Source organism: Streptomyces luteoverticillatus (assembly GCF_003970715.1).
In the GTDB taxonomy this organism is placed as follows: domain Bacteria; phylum Actinomycetota; class Actinomycetes; order Streptomycetales; family Streptomycetaceae; genus Streptomyces; species Streptomyces abikoensis.
Genome location: NZ_CP034587.1, coordinates 5,918,332 through 5,940,883 on the forward strand (window position 1 = coordinate 5,918,332; position 22,552 = coordinate 5,940,883).

15 protein-coding genes are annotated in these 22,552 nt (G+C 73.4%); 2 read left to right on the top strand and 13 right to left on the bottom strand.

Translation table 11 applies throughout. The annotated features are described in order from the left end of the window. Nucleotides 1-64 precede the first annotated feature (64 nt). Nucleotides 65-2,044 carry a Xaa-Pro dipeptidyl-peptidase gene (locus EKH77_RS26395; protein ID WP_126916776.1) on the bottom strand — a complete coding sequence of 660 codons (1,980 nt, stop codon included), beginning with the start codon at nucleotides 2,042-2,044 and terminating at the stop codon, nucleotides 65-67. 168 nt (nucleotides 2,045-2,212) lie between these two features. On the opposite strand from EKH77_RS26395, the gene EKH77_RS26400 reads away from it, so the two are divergent. Both EKH77_RS26400 and EKH77_RS26405 read left to right on the top strand, forming a co-directional pair. Beyond that, nucleotides 2,213-3,769 carry a M1 family metallopeptidase gene (locus EKH77_RS26400; RefSeq protein WP_126916777.1) on the top strand — a complete coding sequence of 519 codons (1,557 nt, stop codon included), beginning with the start codon at nucleotides 2,213-2,215 and terminating at the stop codon, nucleotides 3,767-3,769. Between the two features lie 143 nt (nucleotides 3,770-3,912). Continuing rightward, nucleotides 3,913-4,638 carry a MerR family transcriptional regulator gene (locus EKH77_RS26405; protein ID WP_126916778.1) on the top strand — a complete coding sequence of 242 codons (726 nt, stop codon included), beginning with the start codon at nucleotides 3,913-3,915 and terminating at the stop codon, nucleotides 4,636-4,638. A 29-nt stretch (nucleotides 4,639-4,667) separates the two neighbouring features. On the opposite strand, the gene EKH77_RS26410 is transcribed toward EKH77_RS26405, so the two are convergent. From EKH77_RS26410 to EKH77_RS26465, 12 genes are all read right to left on the bottom strand, one after another. Beyond that, the gene (locus tag EKH77_RS26410) at nucleotides 4,668-6,848 is read right to left on the bottom strand and encodes a 3-hydroxyacyl-CoA dehydrogenase NAD-binding domain-containing protein (RefSeq protein ID WP_126916779.1); all 2,181 of its coding nucleotides are present in this window, start codon (nucleotides 6,846-6,848) and stop codon (nucleotides 4,668-4,670) included. A gap of 89 nt (nucleotides 6,849-6,937) precedes the next feature. Next, nucleotides 6,938-8,152, bottom strand: a complete 1,215-nt coding sequence (locus EKH77_RS26415) for an acetyl-CoA C-acetyltransferase (RefSeq protein ID WP_126916780.1) — start codon at nucleotides 8,150-8,152, stop codon at nucleotides 6,938-6,940. A gap of 48 nt (nucleotides 8,153-8,200) precedes the next feature. Then, nucleotides 8,201-9,343 (bottom strand): acyl-CoA dehydrogenase family protein, encoded by a 1,143-nt coding sequence (locus tag EKH77_RS26420; protein WP_126916781.1) that lies wholly within the window; start codon nucleotides 9,341-9,343, stop codon nucleotides 8,201-8,203. After that, nucleotides 9,340-10,527, bottom strand: a complete 1,188-nt coding sequence (locus EKH77_RS26425; protein WP_164737864.1) for a CaiB/BaiF CoA transferase family protein — start codon at nucleotides 10,525-10,527, stop codon at nucleotides 9,340-9,342. The genes EKH77_RS26420 and EKH77_RS26425 overlap by 4 nt, the downstream gene beginning before the upstream one ends. Before the next feature lie 92 nt (nucleotides 10,528-10,619). Continuing rightward, nucleotides 10,620-11,687 carry an acyl-CoA dehydrogenase family protein gene (locus EKH77_RS34425; RefSeq protein ID WP_126916782.1) on the bottom strand — a complete coding sequence of 356 codons (1,068 nt, stop codon included), beginning with the start codon at nucleotides 11,685-11,687 and terminating at the stop codon, nucleotides 10,620-10,622. Beyond that, complete coding sequence (locus tag EKH77_RS26435; RefSeq protein ID WP_126916783.1) at nucleotides 11,687-12,856, bottom strand: acyl-CoA dehydrogenase family protein; 1,170 nt, start codon at nucleotides 12,854-12,856, stop codon at nucleotides 11,687-11,689. The genes EKH77_RS34425 and EKH77_RS26435 overlap by 1 nt, the downstream gene beginning before the upstream one ends. 28 nt (nucleotides 12,857-12,884) lie before the next feature. After that, nucleotides 12,885-14,078 (bottom strand): CaiB/BaiF CoA transferase family protein, encoded by a 1,194-nt coding sequence (locus tag EKH77_RS26440; protein WP_126916784.1) that lies wholly within the window; start codon nucleotides 14,076-14,078, stop codon nucleotides 12,885-12,887. Nucleotides 14,079-14,158: 80 nt separating this feature from the next. Then, on the bottom strand, nucleotides 14,159-15,598 hold the full coding sequence (locus tag EKH77_RS26445; protein WP_126916785.1) for a CoA transferase: 1,440 nt from the start codon (nucleotides 15,596-15,598) through the stop codon (nucleotides 14,159-14,161). Nucleotides 15,599-15,667: 69 nt separating this feature from the next. Next, nucleotides 15,668-16,405 carry a helix-turn-helix domain-containing protein gene (locus EKH77_RS26450; RefSeq protein WP_126916786.1) on the bottom strand — a complete coding sequence of 246 codons (738 nt, stop codon included), beginning with the start codon at nucleotides 16,403-16,405 and terminating at the stop codon, nucleotides 15,668-15,670. A gap of 83 nt (nucleotides 16,406-16,488) precedes the next feature. After that, a complete protein-coding gene (locus tag EKH77_RS26455) occupies nucleotides 16,489-16,872 on the bottom strand; it encodes an MmcQ/YjbR family DNA-binding protein (protein WP_126916787.1) in 384 nt (127 codons plus the stop codon). 61 nt (nucleotides 16,873-16,933) lie between these two features. Beyond that, nucleotides 16,934-18,340: a M1 family metallopeptidase gene (locus EKH77_RS26460; protein WP_126916788.1), complete on the bottom strand. Its 1,407-nt coding sequence runs from the start codon at nucleotides 18,338-18,340 to the stop codon at nucleotides 16,934-16,936. Then, on the bottom strand, nucleotides 18,337-22,329 hold the full coding sequence (locus tag EKH77_RS26465) for a Pls/PosA family non-ribosomal peptide synthetase (protein ID WP_126916789.1): 3,993 nt from the start codon (nucleotides 22,327-22,329) through the stop codon (nucleotides 18,337-18,339). The genes EKH77_RS26460 and EKH77_RS26465 overlap by 4 nt, the downstream gene beginning before the upstream one ends. Nucleotides 22,330-22,552 lie beyond the last annotated feature (223 nt).

A 22,552-nucleotide genomic window follows, 5' to 3' on the forward strand; every position in this document is an offset into this window, starting at 1 on the left:
ATCCCGCCCGGGCCGGGACGAGGGCCAGCGGATTACGGCCCCCATGGGCGTAACCGCCCCCGGGCTACGGCCGGTGCGTCAGCTCCGGCAGTCGCAGCCCGCGCGGGGGCGCCACGGGGGTGACGCCCCCGGACACGGCCGCACCCCGCGTCGCGCGGAGGAACGCCGCCGTCCCGCCGACCAGCGGCAGCTGGGCGGACGTCCCGTGGAGGTCCACCGTCACGCGCGGCGTCGTGCTCGCCGGGACGATGAGGCCCGCGTCCGTGCCGGCCACGATGAGGGCCAGACGGTGGCCCGCCGGGACGACGTGGTCGGTCGCGGCGAGGTCCAGCGTGATGGTGTACGGCTTGCCGGGAATGAGCGGAATCCCATGAGCGAGGTCCCCCGCGTGGCCGAGGTCGGCCCAGCCGCGGCTGAAGACCGTGTGGTCGACGTCGGCCTGGTCGGCGGCTGTCCGCTTGAAGCAGCCGGTGTCGCCCGCCGTGCCGGACCCGAGGCAGTCGCTGTCCGCGAGGGTGAGGATGCCCTCGCCGTCGCCCGCGTAGTTGCGGATCGTGGCCGGGCCGAGGTCGACGAGGACGGCCGAGAGATGCGCCGAGGTCGTCGACGGCGTGACCGTCAAACGCACCGTCGAGGAGCCCGCGAGACGCAGGTCCTCGCTGAGAGGACCGGTGACGAACCCGGCCTTGCTGCCTGTCGGTTCGTCGATCCGCGTCGCCCAGTCGGCCTCGCCGAGCGCGGGGTCGTCGGTGAACTCCGCCGTGGCCCCGCGCGGCGCGGGCTCCGTGCCCAACGTGCCCACGCCGGGCACCTCGCCGACCCCCGGCCGCAGGGCGGCCGTGCGCGTGCCGGTCGGCGGCCAGACGCGGTCGGTGGACCACTGGTCGGGGGCCCGCTCGACGTCGGCCATCGGCTCGCGCTCGACGCCGTTGTCGTAGCCGAGGAGGTAGTGGTCGAACCAGCGGTGGAGCGTGGACACCCACGCGTCGCGCCGGAAGTCGAACGGGTCGACGTGGCCCGCCGAGGACAGCCAGACCTTGCGCTCGACGCCGTGCGCGGCGAGCGCGTCCCACCACTGGCCGAAGTGCTTGGTGCGGACGTTGAGGTCCTGCATGCCGTGGACGGCGAAGACGCTGGCGCGCACCTTGCCGGCGTCCTTGACGTAGTCGCGCTCGCTCCACAGCCGCGTCCAGTCGCCGTTGCGGGGCGCGCCCTCGACGAGTTCCCGCTGGACGGCCTGGCAGCGGCCGCGCGCCTCGGGGCTCTCGATGCCGTTGGCCAGGCCGTCGGGGCCGCCGTCGTAGAGGGCGGCGCCCTTGGCGAAGTAGTAGTCGTACCAGGAGCTGATGGCGCCGATGGGGACGATCGTCCTCAGGCCCTTGACGCCGGTGGCGGCGACGGCGTTGGCGATCGTGCCGTCGTAGCTCTTGCCGATCATGCCGACCGCGCCGGTGGTCCAGTCGGCCGCGACGGCGGTGGTCCCGGTGCGGGAGGAGTAGCCGCGGGCGCGGCCGTTCAGCCAGTCGACGACGGCCTTGGCGGACTGGACGTCGGAGCGGCCGCCGATGTCGACGCAGCCGTCGGAGCGGTTGGTTCCGGTGAGGTCGACCAGGACGACGGCGTAGCCGCGCGGGACGAAGTAGTTGTCGTAATAGAGGGGGAACTGGACCGGGCGGCCCTGCGCGTCGTAGGTCTTCTTCTGGCTCTCGTTGCCGCGCCCGCAGCAGGAGTAGTACGGGCTGGCGTCCATGATGACGGGCACCTTGCGGCCCTGCTCGGCGGCCTCGCGGGGGCGGATGATGTCGACGGCCACGCGGTCGGCGCGGCCGTCGCGGTCGCCGTCGACGCGGGTGTCGACCCACACGGACTCGCGGACGGCCCGGTCGTAGGAGTAGACGGGTCTGCTCTCGCCCGGTGGTTTCGCGCCGTTCGGTGCGGGAGCGGCGAGCGCCGGGGTCGGCAACAGTACGGCCAGCAGGGCTATCAGCGCTGTGGGGAGGGATTTCGTCCAGGGTATGCGGGATCTCCGCGAGCGTATGGGCATGGGGCGGACGGTAGCGCGGGAAAACCCCTGTGCAGAAGGGGGTTGGCGGGGGCTACGGTGTCACCGGTGTGTCGATCACATGACAGAAACCACCATGGACATACCCGCTCACTCAATGAGTACATAGGCTGCGATTGATCTCTCGCCCCCTACGAGTTGGAGTGCCTCGTGCGTCACAGACTGATCGTTCCGGCCGCGGCCGCCGCCTCCCTGCTGCTGGCGATCCCGGCGTCGGCGGCCGAGCCCACGCCGGGCGCTCCGGGCGTCGGCGACTCGTACTACCCGACGGCCGGGAACGGCGGTTATCACGTATCCCATTACGACCTCCGGCTGAAGTACCAGCCGCAGACGGACAAGCTGGAGGGCACGGCGACCCTCACCGCCACCACCACGCAGGCGCTGTCCCGGTTCAACCTGGACTTCGCCCTGGACGTGAGCGAGGTGACGGTCAACGGCAAGCCGACCTTCTTCGCCAAGTCGGGCGACCACGAGCTGGAGATCACGCCCTCCGCGCCCCTGCCCGAGGGCAAGCAGATCACCGTCGTGGTCCGCTACAGCGGCACCCCCTCGCAGGTGAAGATCGGCGGGTACTCGGCCTGGCAGCGCACCCCGGACGGCGCGGTCGTGGCCAACGAGCCGGAGTCGGCGGCCTGGTGGTTCCCGAGCAACGACCACCCGCGCGACAAGGCCACCTACGACATCTCCATCGCGGTGCCGGACGGCCTGCAGACGGTCAGCAACGGCGAGCTCAAGTCGCAGTCGTCCAAGCTGGGCTGGACGCGCTACAACTGGAGGGCCACCAAGCCGCAGGCGTCGTACCTGACGACGCTGGCCATCGGCAAGTTCGACATCACCACCGACAAGACGGCGGACGGCCTTCCGGTTCTCAACGCCTACAGCAAGGACCTGGGCGACAACCTTGCCTCGGCCAAGGCCAGCGTCGAGCGCTCCGCCGAGATCATCGAGTGGGAGAGCAAGATCTTCGGCCCGTACCCGTTCAACGCGATCGGCGGCTACGTCCCGAACGTCAAGACGGGCTACGCGCTGGAGACCCAGACCCGCCCGTACTACAGCCCCTCCGGCTTCGCGAACGGCGCCAACACCTCCCTCGTCGTGCACGAGCTCGCCCACCAGTGGTTCGGCGACAACGTCTCGGTGAAGAACTGGCGCGACATCTGGGTCAACGAGGGCTTCGCCACCTACGCCCAGTGGCTGTGGTCGGACAAGGAGGGCGAGGGCACCACGCAGGAGCTCGCCGACTACACCTACGACGGCATCCCGGCCGACAACGCCTTCTGGAAGGTCAAGCCGGGCGACCCGGGCGCGGAGAACCAGTTCCACGGCGCCGTGTACCAGCGTGGCGCGGTCGCCCTCCAGGCGCTGCGCAACCGGGTCGGCGACAAGACCTTCTTCGCCATCCTCAAGGGCTGGCAGACGGACAACAAGTTCGGCAACGGCTCCGTGCAGGACTTCGTGGCGTACGCCGAGAAGGTCTCCGGCAAGCAGCTGAAGAGCCTCTTCGACACCTGGCTCTTCACGGACAGCAAGCCGAGCGCCGCCGTCGCCGCGAAGGACGGCATCGGCAAGGCCGCCAAGGCCGCCCCCAAGGCCGCCCCCAAGGCCGCCAAGTCCGGCAAGGCGCTCGCGGCGCCGGCCAAGCCCGTCGAGCCCAAGTCCTGGAAGAAGATCCAGGCCGCGCAGGACGGCCACGGCCACCAGCACTGACCCGGTTCCCTCCGGTTCCCCTCGAAGAGGCCCGTCGCCACGGCGACGGGCCCCTTCCCGTTTGCGGGTTTCACAGCGGTGGTGACACAGCAATACTGTTCAACACGCAGGGCACGACGCGACAGGAGAGCGAGGCACCGCAGATGACCACAGGGACCCAGGAAACCTCCCTCACCGTCGACGAGTTGGCGGCCCGCGCCGGCGTGACCGTCCGTACCGTGCGCTTCTACAGCACCCGGGGGCTGCTGCCGCCGCCCGAGATAGGCCCCCGCCGCGTCGGCCGCTACGGCTCCGCCCACCTCTCCCGGCTCGCCCTGATCGAGGAGCTCCAGCACCAGGGCCTCACCCTGGCCGCCATCGAACGCTATCTGGGCGGCCTCCCGGCCGACCTGAGCGCCCACGACCTGGCCATCCACCGCGCCCTGGTGGCCTCCTGGACCCCGGACAAGGCCGAGGAGACCACGCGCGAGGCACTGGAGCGGCGCGCGGGCCGCCCCCTCACCGATACCGACCTCGACCGGCTCGCCGCGATGAACGTCCTGGAACGTCCCGAATCCGGCGACGCCTTGCGCGTCGACCCCGGGCTGCTGGGGCTGGGCCTGGCGCTCCTGGACGTGCCCATCGCGCTGGAGACGATCCTCGCGGCCCGCACGGTCCTCCTGGAGCACGCCCGGGCGACGGCGCGCGAGCTCACCCGGCTCTTCCACGAGGAGGTCTGGGGCCCCTACCGGGAGCGGGAGGACGACCCGGAGCAGGTCGAGGCGATGAAGTCGCTGTCGGCGCACATGCAGCCGATGGTGGTACAGGCGCTGGTGACCGCCTTCCAGCGCTCGCTCAAGCAGGAGCTGCGGGAGACGTACGGGGGCTGAGCCCCCGTACACCCCTCCGGCCGAGGGCGTCAGTCCGTGAACGTCTCGCCCTTCTCCGCCTTCGCCACCAGCAGCGCGGGCGGCGCGAACCGCTCGCCGTACGCCTCCTGGAGCTCGCGGGCGCGGGCCAGGAAGCCGGGCAGCCCGCCCTCGTAGCCGTTGACGTACTGGAGGGCGCCACCGGTCCAGCCGGGGAAGCTGATGCCCATCACCGAGCCGATGTTGGCGTCGGCGACCGACGTCAGCACGCCCTCCTCCAGGCAGCGGACGGTGTCCAGCGCCTCGGAGAAGAGCATGCGCTCCACCATGTCGGCGAAGGGGATCGCGGCGTCCGGCCCGGCGTCAGGCCGGCCGAAGTGCTCCGCCAGCCCCGGCCACAGCCCGGCGCGCTCGCCGTCCACGTAGTCGTAGAACCCGGCGCCACCGCTCCGGCCCGTGCGCCCGAACTCGTCCACCATCCGGTCGAGGACCGCGTCGGCCGGGTGCGGCACCCACGTGCCACCGGTTTCCTCGATGGCGCGCCGGGTCTCCTCGCGGATTTTGCGGGGCAGAGTGAGGGTCAGCTCGTCCATCAGGGAGAGCACTTTCGCCGGGTAGCCCGCCTGGGCCGCCGCCTGCTCGACGGAGGCGGCGGGGAGGCCCTCACCGATCATGGCCACGCCCTCGTTGATGAACCGGCCGATGACGCGCGAGGTGAAGAAGCCCCGCGAGTCGTTGACGACGATGGGCGTCTTGCGGATCCGCCGGACGAGATCGAAGGCGCGGGCCAGGGCCTCGTCGCCGGTGCGCTCGCCCTTGATGATCTCCACCAGCGGCATCTTGTCGACGGGCGAGAAGAAGTGCAGCCCGACGAAGTCGGCGGGCCGCTCCACGCCCTCGGCGAGGAGGGTGATGGGCAGCGTGGAGGTGTTGGAGCACAGCAGCGCGTCGGGGGCGACGACCTGCTGGATCTCCTGGAAGACCTTGTGCTTGAGCGCCGGGTCCTCGAAGACGGCCTCGATGACGACGTCGCAGCCCGCGAGATCGGCGACGCCGGCGGTGGGGGTGATCCGGGCGAGCAGCGCGTCCCGCTCGGCCTCGGTGGTGCGGCCCCTGGCCACGGCCTTGTCGAGGAGCCGCTCCGAGTACGCCTTGCCCTTGGCGGCGTTCTCGGCGGAGACGTCCTTGAGGACGACCTCCAGCCCGGCCCTGGCACAGGCGTAGGCGATGCCCGCGCCCATCATGCCCGCGCCGAGGACGGCGACCTTCGAGGCGGTGCGCGGGGCGATGTCCCTGGGGCGGCTGCGGCCGGAATTGACGGCCTGGAGGTCGAAGAAGAACGCCTGGATCATGTTCTTGGCGGTCTGCCCGGTGACCAGCTCGGTGAAGTAGCGGGCCTCGATGACCTGCGCGGTCTCGAAGTCGACCTGCGAGCCCTCCACGGCCGCCGCGAGGATGTTGCGGGGCGCGGGGTAGGGGGCGCCGCCGGTCTGCTTGCGCAGGGTGGCGGGGAAGGCGGGGAGGTTCGCGGCGAAGCGGGGGCTGGCGGGGGTGCCGCCGGGGATCCTGTAGCCCTTCTCGTCCCAGGGCTGGCGGGAGGTGGGGTGGGCGTCGACGAAGGCGCGGGCCTTGGCGAGGAGGTCCTCGGGGTCGGCGGCGAGCTCGTGGACGAGACCCGCCTCCAGGGCGTGGCGGGGGCTGTACTGGGTGCCCTGGAGGAGGAGCTTGAGGAGGGCGTCGGTGATGCCGAGGAGGCGGACGGTGCGGGTGACGCCGCCGCCTCCCGGGAGCAGGCCGAGGGTGACCTCGGGCAGGCCGATCTTCGAGCCGGGCGCGTCGAGGGCGACGCGGTGGTGGCAGGCGAGGGCGATCTCGTAACCGCCGCCGAGCGCGGCGCCGTTGATCGCGGCGACGACGGGGACGCCGAGGGTCTCGATGCGGCGCAGGTCGCGCTTGACGGCCATGCCGGCGTCGAAGACGCGCCGGGCGTCGGCGGGGGTGGCCTTGATGAGCTCGCGGAGGTCGCCGCCCGCGAAGAAGGTCTTCTTCGCGGAGGTGACGATCACGCCGCGGATCTCTTCCTTCTCGGCCTCCAGGCGGTCGGCGACCGCCGCGAGGGAGGCCTTGAAGGCGTCGTTCATGGTGTTGGCGGACTGGGCGGGGTCGTCGAGGGTGAGGGTGACGACGCCGGTCGCGTCGCGGTCGTAGCGGATGGTGGTGGGTGTGGTCATGCCGGGTGCTCCTGGTATGTCGGGGGGCTGGGGCGTAGCCCCCAGGAAACGGGGAAAGGGTGGGACCGGCGCACGGCCCGCCGCAGGCGCTACACCCGTTCCACCACCGTCGCGATTCCCATCCCGCCCCCGACGCAGAGCGTGATCAGCCCGTAGCGGCCGTCCCGCCGTTCCAGTTCGTCCACGACCGTGCCCAGCAGCATCGCGCCCGTCGCCCCCAGCGGATGGCCCAGCGCGATGGCGCCGCCGTTGACGTTGACCTTCTCCAGGTCCGCGCCCATCTCCTCCACGAACCGCAGTACGACCGCCGCGAACGCCTCGTTGACCTCGATCAAGTCCATGTCGTCGATGGTCAGCCCCGCCTTGGCCAGCGCCTTGCGCGTGGCCGGCGCCGGGCCGGTGAGCATGATGGTCGGCTCGGAGCCGGAGACGGCGGCCGAGACGATACGGGCCCGGGGCCGCAGCCCGTAGCGCTCGCCCACCTCGCGGTTGCCGATGGCCACGAGCGACGCGCCGTCGACGATGCCCGAGGAGTTGCCCGCGTGGTGGACGTGGTCGATCTTCTCCACCCGGTGGTACTCCTGCAGCGCCACCGCGTCGAAGCCGCCCTGCTCGCCCAGGGCCGCGAAGGAGGGCTTGAGGGCGGCGAGGGTGTCGACCGTGGTGCCGGGGCGCAGGTGCTCGTCGCGGTCGAGGACGACGAGGCCGTTGCGGTCGAGTACGGGCACCACCGAGCGGTCGAAGCGGCCGTCCTTCCACGCGGCGGCGGCCAGCTCCTGCGACCGCGCGGCGAAGGCGTCCACGTCCCGGCGGGAGAAGCCGCCGAGCGTGGCGATCAGGTCGGCGCCGATGCCCTGGGGCACGAAGTTGACGTCGAGGTTGGTCATCGGGTCCGCGAACCACGCGCCGCCGTCGGAGGCGATGGGCACCCGCGACATCGACTCCACGCCGCCCGCGAGGACCAGGTCCTCCCAGCCGGAGCGGACCTTGGCGGCGGCGAGGTTGACGGCCTCCAGGCCCGACGCACAGAAGCGGTTCTCCTGGACGCCCGCCACGGTGTCGGGCAGCCCGGCGGCGATGGCGGCGATCCGGGCGATGTCGGAGCCCTGGTCGCCGATGGGGCTGACGACGCCGAGCACGATGTCGTCGATCGCGGCCGGGTCGAGGTCCGGGAGGCGCCGCCGGAGCTCGTGGATCAGCCCGACGACCAGGTCGATGGGCTTGGTGCCGTGGAGGCCGCCGTTGGCCTTGCCACGGCCGCGCGGGGTGCGGATCGCCTCGTATACGTACGCTTCGGTGCTCAAGGGCGTGGGCCTTTCGGAAGTCAGCAGGGGGAGGCAGGGGGAGAGGGGTCAGGAGAGCAGGGAGCGGCCGATGATCTCCTTCATGATCTCGGTCGTACCCCCGTAGATCGTCTGGATCCGCCCGTCGGTGAACGCCTTCGCCACCGGGAACTCGGCCATGTAGCCGTACCCGCCGTGGAGCTGCAGGCACCGGTCGGCGACGCGCTTCTGGAGCTCGGTCGCCCACCACTTGGCCATGGAGGCGTGGACGGCGTCGAGCTCGCCCCGGTCGTGGTCGGTGACGCAGCGGTCGAGGAAGGCGCGGGTGACCGCGCACTCGGTGGCCATCTCGGCGATCTCGAAGCGGATGTGCTGGAGCCTGGCCAGCGGCCGGCCGAACGCCTCGCGCTCCTTGACGTAGCGGGTGGTGATCTCCAGCAGGTGCTCGGACGCGGCGATCGCGGAGACGGCGATGCTCAGTCGCTCCTGCGGCAGATTGGCCATCAGGTGCCCGAAGGCTCCGTCCGGTTCACCCAGCAGGTTCTCCTTGGGGACGCGGACGTCGTCGAAGAACAGCTCGGCGGTGTCCTGCGCCTTCTGCCCGATCTTGTCGAGGTTGCGGCCGCGCTCGAAGCCCGGCATGCCCCGCTCGACGACCAGCAGGCTCAGCCCCCTGGCTCCGCCTTCCGGCGTCGTCCGGGCCACGACGACGACCAGGTCGGCGAGGATGCCGTTGGAGATGAAGGTCTTGGCGCCGTTGAGCAGCCAGTGGTCGCCCCGGTCCTCGGCGGTGGTGCGGATGCCCTGGAGGTCGGAGCCCGCGCCGGGCTCGGTCATGGCGATGGCGCTGATGGTCTCGCCCGAGCAGAACCCCGGCAGCCAGCGCCGCTTCTGCTCCTCGGTCGAAAGGTTCGCCAGATACGGGCCGACCATGTCGTTGTGCAGCTGGACGGCGAGTCCGGCCGCCCCGGCGCGGGCGAACTCCTCGGCGAGCACGGCGCTGTAGCGGAAGTCCTGGTTGCCCCCGCCGCCGTACTCCTCGGGCACGGCGAGGCCCAGCAGTCCCTGGCGCCCGGCGGCCCGCCAGGCGTCACGGGAGACGATGCCGTCCTTCTCCCACCGCTCCTGGTGCGGGGTCACCTCCTTGGCGAGGAAGGTGCGCACGGTCTCGCGGAAGGCTTCGTGGTCGGCGGTGAAGAGCTGACGCTTCATCGTTTCTGGCTGCCTTTCTCTGTCGCGCCGACGCCCGGCGCGTGGCGTTCGGCGTGCCGTTCGAGACCGGGGACGTCCCAGTCGCGGGCCACCTCGGCGGTGTCCGCCCCCGGCCGCGCGGGCGGCCGGCGCACGGAGCCGGGGGTGGCGGAGAAGCGGGGTGCGGGGGCGGGCTGGGTGATGCCGCCGTGGCTGGTGAACGTGGCGCGTGCGGCGAGGTGCGGGTGGTCCGGGGCCTCGCGCAGCGACAGGACGGGCGCGACGCACGCGTCCGATCCCTCGAAAACCTCCGTCCATTCCGCCCGGGTGCGCTGCCTGAAGCGCTCGGCGATGGCGGCCCGCAGCTCGCCCCAGCGGGCGGGGTCCTCGCGGCCGGGCGTGCCCTCCGCCAGGCCGAGGAGGCGGGTGAACTCGGCGTAGAAGCGCGGTTCCAGCGCGCCCACCGCCATGTACCCGCCGTCGGCCGTCTCGTACGTCCCGTAGAACGGCACCCCGCCGTCGAGGAGGTTGGCGCCGCGCCGGTCCTGCCAGCGGCCGGCGGCGAGCATGCCGTGGAGCATCGCGGTGAGGTGGGCGGTGCCGTCGACGATCGCGGCGTCCACGACCTGCCCGGGTCCCCCGGAGCGGACGTGCTGGAGGGCGGCGAGGATCCCGATGACGAGGTAGAGGGAGCCGCCCGCGTAGTCGCCGAGGAGATTGGCGGGCGCGTAGGGCGGTCCGTCGGCGGGCCCGGTCAGCCCGAGGGCGCCGGTGACGGCGATGTAGCCGATGTCGTGCCCGGCGTCGGCGGCGAGCGGCCCGTTCTGCCCCCAGCCGGTCATCCGGCCGTAGACGAGCGCGGGGTTGCGGGCCAGCGCGGCGTCGGGCCCCACGCCCAGGCGCTCGGCGACGCCGGGGCGGTAGCCCTCGATCAGCACGTCCGCGCGGGCGGCCAGGTCGAGGACGGTGCGCGCGCCGTCCTCGGACTTGAGGTCCACGAGGACCGAGCGTTTGTTGCGGTTGGTGATGTCGGAGGCCGGATCGATGGCCAGCCCGGGCCCGCCGGGCCGCTCGACGCGGACCACGTCGGCGCCGAGATCGCCGAGGAGCATGGCGGCGAACGGCCCGGGCCCGATGCCCGCCAGCTCCACCACCCGCACCCCGGCGAGCGGCCCACTCACTGTCGCGCCCGCCCCGTCGCCCATACGGCCCCCACGTCCTTGTGACACAACCGCTGTAACACTCGTGATGTTAGGAACGAGTTCCATCGACCACAAGGGTCTTGCGGGGCGAGGGGTCAGGGCGTGGTGGTGAGGGCGGGCCAGAGGGTCGTGGCGGTGAGGGACCCGGCCAGGCGGAGGGCCCAGTAGGTCTCGTCGCCGTCCTCGTCGCGCCAGGACCACAGGCGGGTGGTGGCGAGGTGGAGCGGGCTGAGCAGGGTGATGCCGAGGGCGCCGTGGAGCTGGTGGGCGATACGGGCGATCTCGGCGGCCGAGGCGGACGCCTGGGTCTTGGCGGCGGCGACGGCGAGGTGTGCGGCCGGGCCGCCGGTGTCCAGCGGCGCGGCGGCGGCCCGGACGGCGGCGCGGACCAGGGCCGCCTCCTCGATCAGCCGCGCCTCCTCCTGCTTGACGGCCTGGAAGTGGCTGAGCGGACGGCCGAACTGCGTGCGGGCGGCGGTGTGGGCGGCCGTCAGCTCCACGCAGCGTTCGGCGGCCCCGGCCATCAGGGCGGAGCGGGCCAGGGCCGCGCGGAGCCGGGCCTCGTCGAGCAGTTCGGGGGAGACCCGGCGGACCCGTGAGGCGGGGATCTCGAGGCCGGCGAGGTACAGGTCGTCGCGGGGTTCCTCGGCGAGGTTGCCGCCGGGGGTGAGGACGGCCTGGTCGGGAGCGAGGGTGAACAGGACCGGCCCCGACGGGGCGGTGGCCAGGACGACCACCGTGGTGGCGGCGCGGGCCCAGGGGACGCGGCGCAGGGTGCCGCTGACCAGCAGGGTGTCCTCGTCGCCCAGACACCCGGCCGAGCCGACGGGGGAGGCGGCCGGGTGGGCGTAACGGACCGTGAGCTCGGGGGCGATGGCGTAGCTGAGCGGGCCGTCCGGCACGGGGAGGCCGACGCGGCGCAACAGTGGGCGGGCCACCAGGGCCGTTTCGGCCAGTGGGGCGGGGACCGCTCGGCGTCCCGCCTCCTGGGCGGCGGCGAGGAGCTCGGCGGTGGAGGCGTCCGGGGCCGGAAGGGCCACGGCGTCGGGGGCGGTGGTGTTGGCGACGACGGCGATGGTGTCGGGATCGGCGTAGAAGGCGTGGGTGTCGTAGGCGTCGGCGGAGATGACGGGCGTGCCGGTGTCTATGGTGTGGGTGTTCATCAGTGCCGCTCCAGTCCACGAGTGATGATGCCGCGAAGGATTTCGTTGGTGCCGCCGCGCAGCGTGTAGCCGGGGCTGTGCAGCAGGGCGAAGGCGAGCAGTTCGGGGTGGCTGCCGGGGGTGGCGTGCGGATCGGCCGGGGTCGGCAGGACACCGCGGACGGTGTCGATCAGCGTGCCCTCCAGGCGGGTGCCGAGGTCCTTGACCAGGGCGGCCTGGATGTCGGGCGAGGCTCCGGCGTCCAGGGCCGCGGCCACGCCGAGGGACAGCCGGCGGACGCTGTGCAGACGGGCGGTGAGGAGGCCGACCTGGGTGAGCCGCTCGGCCGTGGCCGGGCGCCGCTCCAGCTCGCGGAGCAGGGAGACCAGCAGGGGGAAGGTGGACAGGTAACGTTCCGGGCCACTGCGCTCGAAGGCGAGTTCGCCGGTGACCTGCTTCCACCCGTCGCCCCGCCGTCCGAGCAGCATGCCGTCGGGGACGCGGACGCCTTCGAGGTGGCAGGCGTTGAAGCGGTGCTCGCCGCTCATCAGCCGGATCGGCTCGACCCGTACCCCCGGGGCACGCAGGTCGACGATGAACTGGCTGAGACCGGCGTGCCTGTCCTCGGCCTCGTCGGTGCGGGCCAGCACGATGGCGTAGTCGTTGACGTGGGCGCCGCCGGTCCACATCTTGGTGCCGGTCAACCGCCATCCGTCGGCGGTGCGTTCCGCCCGGGTGGCGACCGAGGCGAGGTCGGAGCCGCTGCTCTTCTCGCTCATGCCGATGGAGAAGAAGCACTGTCCGGCGGCGATCCGGGGCAGGAAGAAGCGGCGCTGCTCCTCGGTGCCGTGCTGGAGGACGGACGGGCCGGCCTGCCGGTCGGAGACCCAGTGCGCGCTGACCGGGGCGCCGGCGGCGAGCAGTTCCTCGATCACCACATAGCGCTCCAGGAAGCCGCGGCCCGCGCCGCCGTATTCGGTGGGCAGGGCCATCCCGACCCAGCCGCGCCCGGCGAGGCGACGGCTGAAGCCGGGATCCCAGCCGGCCAGCCAGGAGTCGGGGCGGCCGAGCACGGTGCCGCGGGCGCGCTCCTCGTCGAGAAAGGCGCGGACCTCGGCACGGAGCCGGCGGGCCGATTCGGGCAGGACGACGTCAGGGAATGCGATCGGTGAGAGCGTGGAAGGCGACATGGTTCATTCGCTCCTGGGTCGGTGTGGGTCAAGCCGCGGTGTGCAGCAGGGAAGGGTCGAAGCCGGCTTCGCGGAGGACCTCGTCGGTGTGCTGGCCGATGCCCGGGCAGGGGCGTGGCTCCGGCTCCGGGTCGGCCGAGTAGCGGACCGGGCGGCCGATGACCCGGTAGCGGCCCTCGGTAGGGTGCTCGGCATCGCGCAGCAGGCCGCCCTCGCGGGCGTAGGCGCTGGTGGCGGCGGATTCCAGGTCGAGGACGGGGGCGGCGGCGATGCCCGCCCGGTCGCAGAACTCCTGCCACTCGGCGCTGGTGTGGCGTGGTGTCAGTTCCGCGAGCAGCGGATAGAACTGGTCGGCGTTGCGGGCCCGGTCGGGTCCGGTGGCGAAGCGCGGGTCGTCGGCCAAGTCGGGGCGGCCGACGAAGGCGGTGAACTCCCGCCAGTCGCGGTCGCTGTGCGGCAGGATGCACATCCAGCCGTCGGCGGTGCGCTGGGCAAGGCGCTCCGGGCTGAGCGAGCGCGCCGAACCGAACGCCCCGTCGGGCTCCAGGGCGGCCGCGCCCAGGTGCTCGACCAGGTTGAAGGCGAGCATGGTGTCGGCCATCGGGACCTCGATGTGCTGGCCGGTGCCGCCGTGCTCCCGGTAGTGCAGCGCGGCCAGTACCGACTGGGCGATCTGCATGCCGCAGATCTTGTCGGCCAGCACGGTGGGGACGTAGTGCGGCCGGCCGGAGACCTTGTGGTTGAGCCAGACCAGGCCGCTGGCCGCCTGGATGATGTCGTCGTAGGCGGCGTGGGTGCCGTAGCGGCTGTCGCTGCGGAAACCCTGGGCGTTGGCGTAGATCAGGCCGGGGTTGACCGCCGCGACGTCGTCGTACCCGAGGCGGAGACGCTCCAGGGCCTGCGGGCGCAGGTTGGTGATGAAGACGTCGGCGGTGCGCAGCAGGGCGAGCAGGGCGTCGCGGCCGTGCGGGGCCTTGAGATCGATGGCGGCGCTGCGCTTGTTGCGGTTCAGGTTCAGTGCCGGGCCGCCCATGCCGGGGTGGCGTCGTGGTGGGTAGTGGCGCGTCATGTCGCCCGTGGGCGGTTCGACCTTGATCACATCCGCGCCCAGGTCGCCGAGCTGCTGGGCGGCGTACGGGGCCATGATCACACTGGCCAGTTCGATGACACGGACTCCGGCGAGGAGCCCTCGGCCGGGCGGGCCGCTCGGTTTCTCGGGCATTGCGTACCTCCGGGGGTATCGGACGTTGTCTGCGGGTGCGTCGTGGCTGGTCGCGCAGTTCCCCGCGCCCCTTCGGGGCGCTACCGCCACTGGAGCGCGGCGGAGCCGAGCGGGGAACGCCGGCCGGGCGCGGGAACCGTACGCCCGCTGTACGCGAACGGTGTCGCCGGTTCGGTGAGCGGGCCGAAGTCGGTCATGGTGGTCGAGAGTGCGGTGAGCGGCGTCCTCCCGGGCCGGGGCAGGTCGCGTACGTCCTCCCGTGCCAGCAGCCCGAGTTCCCGCACCCAGTGACACACCCCGGCCAAGGTCACGCGGATCCGCCAGGAGCCGCCCTCCGTCGCCCGCCGGCGCAGGGCCGTCGCGACGCCGGCGGCCCCGAGGTAGGCGGCGAGGTAGTCGTTGAGCAGGTACGTCGGTGGCAGCGAGGGCCGGTCCGTCCACTCCTCGACGGCGAATCCCGTGGCCGAGCAGGCGAGCTGGTCGAATCCGCCGCGTTCGGCCCAGGGGCCGTCGGCGCCCCAGGCGTGGTATTCGAGGGCGATGAGCCCGGGGCGGCGCCGGACGAGTTCCTCGGTCGACGCTCCGTGCCGGGCGAGTCCGCGGTAGGCGTGCACGAAGACGTCCGCTTCCTGGAGCACGTCGTGGAAGGCCGCGCGGTCGTGCGCGTCGCGGAGGTCGCAGTAGGCGTTGCGCTTGCCGCCGCCGGTCATGGCGATCATCGGGATCGGGTCGGGGCGGTCGGGGCGCGTCAGATGCAGCACGTCGGCGCCGAACTGGGCGAGGAGCCGCGTCGCGACGGGACCCGCGATGACATGGGTGAGATCGAGCACCCGTACGCCCGCGAGTGCCTCGTCGGCCTCACCGATCGGCTCCAGAGGCCGCACCGGTCCGTCACCGACGCGTTCGATCTCGACGACCGGGCGCCGTGCCACATGACGCCCGGCGGGATGGGCGAGCCATTCGTCGCGGGTGCGCACGGCGCACGCGACGCCGCCGCGGCCGCAGATGGCCTCCTCCAGCGTGAAGGCGTCCCAGTCGGCCGCGGCCCGCGCGATCCCCACCGTGTCGAGCGGGCACCGCAGCACGGAGGCGACGGCGTCCCGAAGATGCGGGTAGGTGGTGATGATGAAGATCCACCGGCCGTCGCGCGCCCGGTAGAAGTCGTTGTTGCCGAGCAGTGTCGGATCGTCGAGCAGAACATCGAGCGGGCGCCCCGACAGCCTCGTGTGATACGTCGCCATGAGCTGGTCGATCGCGGCCTCGGCCCGCACCTCCACCCTCTGGTGCCGGTGGCCGCGCTGTTCGCCGACCGCCGCCATCTGCTGCCCGAAGACACCGATCGCGGCGGACATGGCATCGGCGAGGCGGTGCACCGAGGGCACCAGGGGGTCGGCCCCGACGACGGTGACGTCCTCGGCCCCCCGGGCCGGATCGGGGTCGCCGAGGGTGCGCAGCAGCCGGGAGACGATCTCGCCGGTGGGCGGCGTCGGCCCGGTCGTGGTCAGCGTGTTCGAAGTCATGCCGGGATGCTCGTTCCCGGCACCGGGCGAGCGCCCGGATTCACGGATATCCGTGAACCGGTGCGGACGTCACGTCCGCCTCTCCTGGATGTGCGCGAGGAGCCGGGCCGCCGCCCGGTCCAGGAACAGCCGCTCCGAGCGGCCGCGACGCCGGTGCGTCAGGACGAGTGCCCCCGTGACGAGGGAGCCCTCGGTGACGGGGATCGCGAGCGCGCTGACCTCGGGGTCGGCCAGTCCCTCGCTGCGGCTGATCCGTGACGCGCGGATCGCCGGCAGGGCGGAGCGGAACTCGGCGACCGCCTCGGGGTCGTGGCGGGCGAGCTCGTCGAGCAGCCCGCGGCGCTCCACCTCGTCGGTGAGGGCCAGCAGCAGCCGGCCCGCGGCGGTACGCAGCAGCGGCCGGGCGACGTGCTCGTCGGCGAGCGGCACGAGGCGGGGAATCTCGTCCTCGCCCCCGCGCGCGAGGTGGACGGCGTCGAGCCCGACCCGCACCGTGAGCAGCACCGGGGTGCCCGCGACACGGCTCAGTTCGTCGAGTTCGGCCTGGCCGATCCGGGGGACCACCCGCCCGGCGATGAGGTTGAGGACGTGCGGGGCGGGCCCGAGCCGGAAGCGCCGGTGCTGTTCCAGCAGAAAACCGGTCGCCACAAGGCCGTTGACCAGATCCTGCACCGAACTCGCCGGCGCCTGAAGCGTCCGTGCCAACTCGGCCACGGTCACCCCGCCCGGCGCCCGGGCGGCGGCCTCCAGGACCCACGCGACCCGGTCCACCGTACGATGACGCCGCCGCCGCCCGTGCTCACCCATCCCGCCCCACCTCGTCCTTCTCGTGCGTCGCGGGCCGCTCGCACCGACACGGCCCGCCGGTTCCCTCTCCCGCCACCCCGGCGTCAGTCCGCGTCGAGCCGGGCGACGAGCCGCTTGGGGGCGATCGTGCGGTAGCTCTCCTCCACCCAGTCGCGGAGCAGCTCGACGGTCACGTCGGTGCCGGTCGGCGGGATGGTCACCCAGCCCGAGCGGCCCAGCCCGTAGCGCATGGGCGCGGCCCCCGGGACGGTGAGGGCGTGGCCGTGGGACGCCTCGTCCATGAGCTTGAGACCGATGCCGGGGGACGCGGTGTCCCCCTCGGCGCCGAGGAAGACGAAGATCTTCCTGTTGACCTTGACGACCGCGCTCTCGTCCCAGGGGAAGTCCTCGAAGGCGCCGGGGAGGGAGAGGGCGAACGCGCGGACGCTGTCGCGGATTTCGAGGTCGGGCGTGGGTAGGGCGGGCATGGGTGGCGCCTCCGGGGGTCACGGGGATCTGTGAGGTAGATGATCTCCGATCCCGTGGCGCTCACGCCGGGAAGTCCGGCAGGCGCTTGTCGTAGAGCCATGGGTGGAGCACCGCCGCCACGTCACCGCCCGTCACTTTCCCGGCGTGGGCGAGGAAAGCCGGGGTGTCCGCGCTGCCTCCCCGGTGGGCGTCGTGCCAGGTGCGCAGGACGCGGAAGAAGTCCTCGTCCCCCACGGCCAGCCGCAGCGCGTGGAGCGTGCACGCCCCCCGGACGTACACCCGGTCGTCGAAGAGGCTGCGCCGGCCCGGATCGGCGATGCGGAGGTTCTGCCGGCGGCCCGAGAGGTCCTGCCACGCCTGCCGGGCGAGGGTGTCGGCGTCGTCCTCGTCGAGGTGCTCCGACCACAGCCACTCCGCGTACGTGGCGAAGCCCTCGTTGAGCCAGATGTGCCGCCAGTCGGCCAGGCCGACGCTGTTGCCGTACCACTGGTGGGCGATCTCGTGGGCCACGAGCGTCTCCCAGCCGCGCCGCCCGTCCATGTGGTTGCCGCCGAAGACGGACAGCGTCTGGTTCTCCACCGGCGCCGCCAGCTCCGCGTCGACGACGACCGCCCCGTAGGACTCGAAGGGGTAGTCGCCGAAGAGCCCGGCGAAGGCGCGCAGCATCTCCGGCTGGCGGGCCAGGTCGTGACGGGCCCGCTCGGCCAGGTGGGGCGGGTAGGCGTTGCGCACCCCGCCGCGCTCCTCGTGGGTGAAGCGGCCGGTGTAGAGGGCGGCGAGGTAGGACGACATCGGGCCGGGGTGGTGGTACGTCCAGCGCTCCTTCGAGCCGTCGCCGACGGGCATGTGCTCGCGCAGCGTGCCGTTGGCCAGCGCGTGGTGGCCCTTGGGCACGGTGACGGTGAAGGTGTACGCGGCCTTGTCGTCGGGGCGGTCGTTGCAGGGGAACCAGGAGGGGGCGCCCACGGGCTGGGAGGCGACGAGCGTCCCGTCGTGGTCGTCCCCGGTGCGGTCCCAGCCGACGCCGCCGAAGGGCGTGGTGACGGGCTTCGGCCGGCCCGCGTAGCGGACGTCCATCACGAACGCCTGCCCGGGCGCGAGGGTCCGGGCGGTGGTGAGGAGCAGCTTGCCGTCGCGGCGCTGGACCGCGACGGGCTCCCCGTCGAGGTGCGCCGAGCGCACCGCCAGCCGGGCCAGGTCCAGCGCCACCACGCGCGTACGGTCGTTGGAGACGGCGTGGATCCGGGCGTGGCCGTCCAGCCAGGCCCGGCCGGGGTCGTAGCCGAGCCGCAGGTCGTAGGCGAGGGTGCGGTGGCCGTGGGAGCCGTGCCGGGGGAAGTAGCCCGGCACGGCTCCCACGCGGCGGCTGTCGCCACCGACGCAGAGCGCGGCGGCGCCCAGCGGGAGCGCCGCCGCGGCCGTGAGGAGGCCGCGGCGGCTGCACGCGAAGCGGTCCCGGAGGCTCATGCCGAGCCCACGAGCTGGGGTGTCGCCCCGGCGATGGGGTTGCCCGCCCAGTGGGTCCCGGCGGGCACCGTCTCGCCCCGCATGACGAGGGAGGACGGGCCGATGGCCGCGTGCTCGCCGACCGTGCTGCCCGGCAGCACGATGCCGTGCGGGCCGATCGAGGCGCCCGCGCCGAGCTCGACGCGGTCCATGCGCATGATCCGGTCGTGGAACAGGTGCGTCTGGAGGACACAGCCGCGGTTGACGGTGGCGCCGTCGCCGAGGGAGATCAGGTCGGTCTCCGGCAGCCAGTGGGTGTCGCACCACACGCCGCGCCCGACGCGCACGCCGAGGCTGCGCAGCCACCAGTTGAGGACCGGCGTGCCGGTGAAGGGACCGGCCAGCCACGGCACGGCGAGGGACTCCACGAAGGTGTCGTAGAGCTCGTTGCGCCACACGAAGGAGCTCCACAGGGGGTGCTCACCGGCCTTGAAGCGGCCCATGAGCAGCCACTTGGCGGCGGTCGCGGTGAGCGCGGCCACGATGCCGGCGGCCAGCAGCAGCGGCGGGGCGATGAGCGCGGCGAAGCCGAGGCCGTGGTCGTCCAGGGCGTCCTGCTCGATCAGCAGCACGGCCTCGGCGAGCGCGAGGCCGCACATCAGCGGCAGCACCCGGCACAGTTCGACGGCCGCGCGGGCCGTCATCAGCCGCCGGGGCGGCTCGAAGGTGCGGCCGCTGTCACCGGTGGACGCGACGCGCGGCAGCGGCATCGCCGGGCGGCCCAGCCAGGAGCTGCCGGGCTCGCTGTGCGCGGGGGCGTCGGACAGCACACCGATCAGGCCGTGGTCGGGGACGTTCCGGCCGGGGCCGACGATGCCGGAGTTGCCGACGAACGCCCGGCGCCCGATGCGGACGCGGCCCAGCCGCATCCGGCCGGCGTGGAGCTCGAACGGGGCGACGAGGGTGTCGTCCGCGAGGAACGCGCCCTCGTCGACGGTGAGCAGCGACGGCAGCGGCAGCACCGTGGAGATCTCGGCCCGCCGGCCGATCCGCGCGCCCAGCAGGCGCAGCCAGCCGGGGGTGGCCAGGCTCGCGTAGAGCGGGAACAGACCGGCGCGGGCGCCGTCGAGGAGCCGGGTGACGACCCAGACCCGCCAGGCGACGCCGCCGTCGGCGGGGTGGCTGCCCGGGGTGATGCCACGGCCGAGGATCCGCACGACCAGGGCGAGGAGCAGCATCCAGCAGATGGTGGTGACGAAGGTGAACGCCGGAACGGCGGCCAGCAGCCACAGCCCGGCGGTGGTGAGGGTGGCACAACCCTTGATCAGGTAGTACGAGCCGACGAGCGCGGGCAGCGAGGCCAGCAGCGGCAGCAGCGGCATCCCGGCGAGGGACAGCGCGTAGGCGAGGGACCACCGGCGCGAGCGACGGTGCCGCGCGGTGGTCCGGGCGCCGCGCCCGGCGTCGTCGGAGCGCCGCGCCCCGGGGACGTGGGCGCTGCGCGCGGGGTGGGGCCCGGCGTCCGTGAGCCCAGCGGCAGGCGTCCCCGCGGGCGGAACCGCCACCGGGCGGGCCGGGGAGCCCTCCCAGGTCTGGCCGGGCGGGATGTGGCCGTCGAGGCAGCCGCCGCCCTCGAGGGTGGCGCCCGCGCCGAGGGAGGCGCCCGGCATCAGCATGGTGCGGTGGCCGACGCGGGCGCCGGCGCCGATGGAGAGCGCGCCGACGCGCAGCGTCTCGCCGTCGAGCCACCAGCCCGCGAGGTCGGCCTCCGGCTCGACGCCGCAGCCGTCGCCGAACTCGGCGAGGCCCGTGACCGGCGGCATGGCGTGGAGGGAGACGTTCCGGCCCGCCGCGCAGCCCAGGGCGCGGGCGTACCAGGTGGCCCAGGGCGTGCCGAGCAGGGCGGGGACGCCGAAGGCGGCGACGGTGCGTTCGGCGGCCCACAGCCGCAGGTGGACCCGGCCGCCGCGCGGATACGCGCCCGGGGCGATGCCCCGGGTGAGCACGCGTGCGGCGGCCGCGCCCAGCAGGAAGCGGGAGGGGGCGCTGAACAGGATCAGCCATCCGGTGACCACCAGCCACCAGGAGGTGTGGGGGGCCCAGGACTCGGGGGCCAGCAGCCCCAGGACGTTGTCGGCGGCGGCCAGGCCCACGAGCCCGCGCAGCCCGGCCACGCCGAACAGCGCGGTCTGCACCACGATCTGGGCCGCGCCCATGCGGCGGCGCACGGGCCGGACCTCGCGCCGCACGGCCTCCTGCGGGGCGAGGGAGTCGAGGTGGGCGGCCATGTCGCGGAGCACGGGGTGGCGGTAGAGGGCGGCGACGGAGACGCCGGGGTAGTGCTCGCGCAGCGCGGAGGCCATCTTCGCGGCGGCCAGGCTGGTGCCGCCCAGGGAGACGAAGTCGGAGCCGGCGGAGGGCCGGGTGCCGAGGAGCTCCTCCCAGAGGTCGGCGAGCCGGGCGGCGGTCCCCGTGAGCGGCCCGCCCTCCGCCCCGTCGTCGCCGGTGGTGGGCAGCGGCCAGGGCAGGGCGTCGCGGTCGACCTTGCCGGAGGTACGGGTGGGCAGCTCGGCGACCTCGCCCAGGACGGGCACCAGCGCGGCGGGCAGCCGTTCCGCCAGCAGCTTTCTCGCCAGCTCACGGTCGTAGTCGGGGCCGGGCACCACGTAGCCGGCGAGCAGCCGCCCGCCGGCCGGGGTGGTGCGGACGGCCGCGGCGGCGCCCAGCACGCCGGGCAGGGCGCTGAGCGCGGCGTCGATCTCGCCGAGCTCCAGCCGCCGCCCGCCGATCTTGATCTGGTCGTCGGCGCGCCCGGCGAAGACCAGGCCCTCGGGGTCGGCGCGGACGAGGTCGCCGGTGCGGTAGGCGCGGGGGGTCTCCAGGGCGGCCGACGGGCGGTAGCGGTCGGCGTCCTTGACGGGGTCGAGGTAGCGGGCGACGCCGACGCCGGCGACGACCAGCTCGCCCTCGGCGCCCCAGGGCACGGGCTCGCCCGCCGCGTCGACGACGGCCAGCTCCCAGCCGTCCAGCGGCAGTCCGATGCGCACGGGCTCGCCGGGGTGCATCCGGGCCGCGCAGGCGACGACGGTGGTCTCGGTGGGCCCGTAGGTGTTCCACATCTCGCGGCCGGGCACGGCGAAGCGGTCGACGAGCTCGGCGGGGCAGGCCTCGCCGCCGACGATCAGCAGCCGCACCCGGTCCAGGGACTCCGGCGGCCACAGCGCGGCGAGCGTGGGCACGGTGGAGACGACGGTGATGCCGCGTTCGACGAGCCAGGGGCCGAGCTCGTGGCCGGCGCGGACGAGGGAGCGGGGGGCGGGCACCAGGCAGGCGCCGTGCCGCCAGGCCAGCCACATCTCCTCGCAGGAGGCGTCGAAGGCCACGGACAGCCCGGCCAGGACGCGGTCGCCGGGGCCGAGCGGGCAGTCCTTGAGGAAGAGACCGGCCTCGGCGTCGGCGAAGGCGGCGGCGCTGCGGTGGCTGACGGCGACGCCCTTGGGCGCGCCCGTGGAGCCGGAGGTGAAGATGATCCAGGCGTCGTCGTCGGGCAGCGGCGGACGGCCCGGGCCGGTGGCGGGGGCGGGGCCCGGCAGCAGGGTGTCGGCGGTGATGACCAGGCAGACCCCGGCCTCGCGGAAGACGGTGGCGGCCCGCTCGTCGGGGTCGTCGGCGTCGACGGGCACGTAGGCGGCGCCGCAGCGGAGGACGGCGAGGATCGCCAGGTACAGCTCGGCGGTGCCCGAGGGCACGCGGACGCCGATCCGGTCGCCCGGCCCGGCGCCGGCCCGGCGCAGCCGGTCGGCGCGGGCGGCGACCTCGGCGGTCAGCGCCCGGTAGGTCAGGGTCTCGGCGCCGGTGTCCAGGGCGAGGGCGTCGGGATGCGCGGCCGCGGTGGAATCGAACACGTCGAGCAGCGTGCGCTCCGGGTGCGGCGGGGCGCTCCGGTAGCGCGCCCTGTCCGCGGTGGCGCCCGTGGATACGGACGCGGGTCCTGGGAGGGTCGATGACATCGGTCGGTACGCCTCTATTCGACGTGGGTGGCACGGACGTCACAGGACGACGTCCGCATCCACAGACGACACGGGCCGACGAGGGGTTCGTATGCCGGTTCCCAACGTTCCGTAAATCGAACGGACCCTGAGTAACCCCATCAACGCTTCAAAATCACTGCCGTACCCGGGGTATCACCGCTGATTCAATGGTCAAACAGCACTGACGCCATGGGGATCTCTT

Coding starts and splice junctions, on each gene's coding strand:
- EKH77_RS26395 (WP_126916776.1), bottom strand. CDS start 2,044: ATGCCCATACGCTCGCGGAGATCCCGCATACCCTGGACGAAATCCCTC.
- EKH77_RS26405 (WP_126916778.1), top strand. CDS start 3,913: ATGACCACAGGGACCCAGGAAACCTCCCTCACCGTCGACGAGTTGGCG.
- EKH77_RS26410 (WP_126916779.1), bottom strand. CDS start 6,848: ATGACCACACCCACCACCATCCGCTACGACCGCGACGCGACCGGCGTC.
- EKH77_RS26420 (WP_126916781.1), bottom strand. CDS start 9,343: ATGAAGCGTCAGCTCTTCACCGCCGACCACGAAGCCTTCCGCGAGACC.
- EKH77_RS26425 (WP_164737864.1), bottom strand. CDS start 10,527: ATGGGCGACGGGGCGGGCGCGACAGTGAGTGGGCCGCTCGCCGGGGTG.
- EKH77_RS34425 (WP_126916782.1), bottom strand. CDS start 11,687: ATGAACACCCACACCATAGACACCGGCACGCCCGTCATCTCCGCCGAC.
- EKH77_RS26435 (WP_126916783.1), bottom strand. CDS start 12,856: ATGTCGCCTTCCACGCTCTCACCGATCGCATTCCCTGACGTCGTCCTG.
- EKH77_RS26440 (WP_126916784.1), bottom strand. CDS start 14,078: ATGCCCGAGAAACCGAGCGGCCCGCCCGGCCGAGGGCTCCTCGCCGGA.
- EKH77_RS26445 (WP_126916785.1), bottom strand. CDS start 15,598: ATGACTTCGAACACGCTGACCACGACCGGGCCGACGCCGCCCACCGGC.
- EKH77_RS26450 (WP_126916786.1), bottom strand. CDS start 16,405: ATGGGTGAGCACGGGCGGCGGCGGCGTCATCGTACGGTGGACCGGGTC.
- EKH77_RS26455 (WP_126916787.1), bottom strand. CDS start 16,872: ATGCCCGCCCTACCCACGCCCGACCTCGAAATCCGCGACAGCGTCCGC.
- EKH77_RS26460 (WP_126916788.1), bottom strand. CDS start 18,340: ATGAGCCTCCGGGACCGCTTCGCGTGCAGCCGCCGCGGCCTCCTCACG.
- EKH77_RS26465 (WP_126916789.1), bottom strand. CDS start 22,329: ATGTCATCGACCCTCCCAGGACCCGCGTCCGTATCCACGGGCGCCACC.